1 protein-coding gene is annotated in these 1,769 nt (G+C 72.8%); it reads right to left on the bottom strand.

Annotation, left to right across the window (positions count from 1 at the left end; translation table 11 throughout):
* Positions 1 to 297 precede the first annotated feature (297 nt).
* On the bottom strand, positions 298 to 1,769 hold a 1,472-nt coding region (dnaA, locus tag FOE67_RS24715), incomplete at its 5' end, for a chromosomal replication initiator protein DnaA (RefSeq protein WP_228474260.1).

Below are 1,769 nucleotides of genomic sequence, written 5' to 3'. Positions count from 1 at the left end.
GGGCGGAGGGGCGGGGGCCCCGGGAGCCGGCCGGGCCCGGGGCGACGCTCGACACCACGGCCCCGGGGCGTCGCGGTGTCGGCCCGGGGGAAAGCCGGAGAGAAGGCGGAGGAAAGCCGGGGAGCCGAAGGAGTCACCGGTGGGTCCGGCACGAGCCACCGGCCCACGGCGGGCGGATCGGCCCGGGGCGGGCCGCGAGGACACGGCGACTCCCGCCGGGGGAGGCGGCGGCGATCGGGGCGGGGACCGGGGTCGGTTCCCGCCCCGATCGCCACCGCCGTCCGGGCCCGGCGGCCGTCAGCCGTTCTTGATCCGGTTGGTCAGCTCGGTGACCTGGTTGTAGATCGAGCGGCGTTCGGCCATCAACGCGCGGATCTTCCGGTCCGCGTGCATCACGGTGGTGTGGTCGCGTCCCCCGAAGTGCTGTCCGATCTTCGGCAGGGAGAGGTCGGTCAGCTCACGGCACAGGTACATCGCGATCTGCCGGGCGGTCACCAGCATGCGGCTGCGCGAGGACCCCGCGAGGTCCTCCCCGCTCAGCCCGAAGTAGGCGGCGGTGGCGGCCGTGATGTCGTCGGCCGAGATCTCCGGCGCGGAGTCCTCGCCGCCGGGGATGAGGTCCTTCAACACGATCTCGGTCAGCCCGAGATCCACCGGCTGCCGGTTGAGGCTGGCGAAGGCCGTCACCCGGATCAGCGCCCCCTCCAGTTCGCGGATGTTGCGCGAGATGCGGGAGGCGATGAACTCCAGTACCTCCGGCGGGGCGTTCAACTGCTCCTGCACCGCCTTCTTGCGCAGGATCGCGATGCGGGTCTCCAACTCGGGGGGTTGGACGTCGGTGATCAGGCCCCACTCGAAGCGGTTGCGCAGCCGGTCCTCCAGGGTCATCAGCTGCTTGGGCGGCCGGTCCGAGGAGAGCACGATCTGCTTGTTGGCGTTGTGCAGGGTGTTGAAGGTGTGGAAGAACTCCTCCTGCGTGGACTCCTTGCTCGCCAGGAACTGCACGTCGTCGACGAGCAGGATGTCCATGTCCCGGTAGCGCTTGCGGAACGCGTCCGCCTTGCCGTCCCGGATCGAGTTGATGAACTCGTTGGTGAACTCCTCCGAGCTGACGTAGCGCACCCGGGTGCCGGGGTAGAGGCTGCGGGCGTAGTGCCCGATGGCGTGCAGCAGGTGCGTCTTGCCCAGCCCCGACTCCCCGTAGATGAACAACGGGTTGTACGCCTTGGCGGGTGCCTCCGCCACCGCGACCGCGGCGGCGTGCGCGAAGCGGTTGGAGGCGCCGATGACGAAGGTGTCGAAGAGGTACTTGGGGTTCAGCCGGGCGGTCGGCTCGGCCGGTCCGCCGGGAGCCGAGGGGCCGCCGGGTCGTCCGGCTCCCGCCCCGCCGGGTCCGGACGGACCGCCGGGGGCACCGGGTCCTCCCCCACCGGGCGGCCCGGAGGGAGCGCCGCCCGGACCGGGGCCGCGCGACACGTAGGGGGGCTGCCGGTCGTAGGGGCGTTCGTACTCGCCCTCGTATCCACCGCGACCGTAACCCTGTTGAGCACCGTACTCCTCGCGCCCGCCGTAGGGGTCGGGGCGTCCGCCGGGGCCCGGCGGACGGGGGTCGGACCAGTCGCGGCCGTACTCACCGGGGTAACCCCGGGCGCCGCGGTACCCGCCGTACCCGGGGGTCTCGCGGTCGTAGTCGCCGGGGCGACGATCGTCGGGGCGTTCCTCCTCCTCCCCGGGCCAGGCGCCCGGCCGGGGTACGGGGGCCCGGGGGT

This window comes from Streptomyces calidiresistens (genome assembly GCF_014141525.1).
Classification (GTDB): domain Bacteria; phylum Actinomycetota; class Actinomycetes; order Streptomycetales; family Streptomycetaceae; genus Streptomyces; species Streptomyces calidiresistens.
The sequence above is the reverse complement of the archived record's forward strand: the minus strand, read 5'-3'. Positions and strand labels throughout refer to the sequence as shown.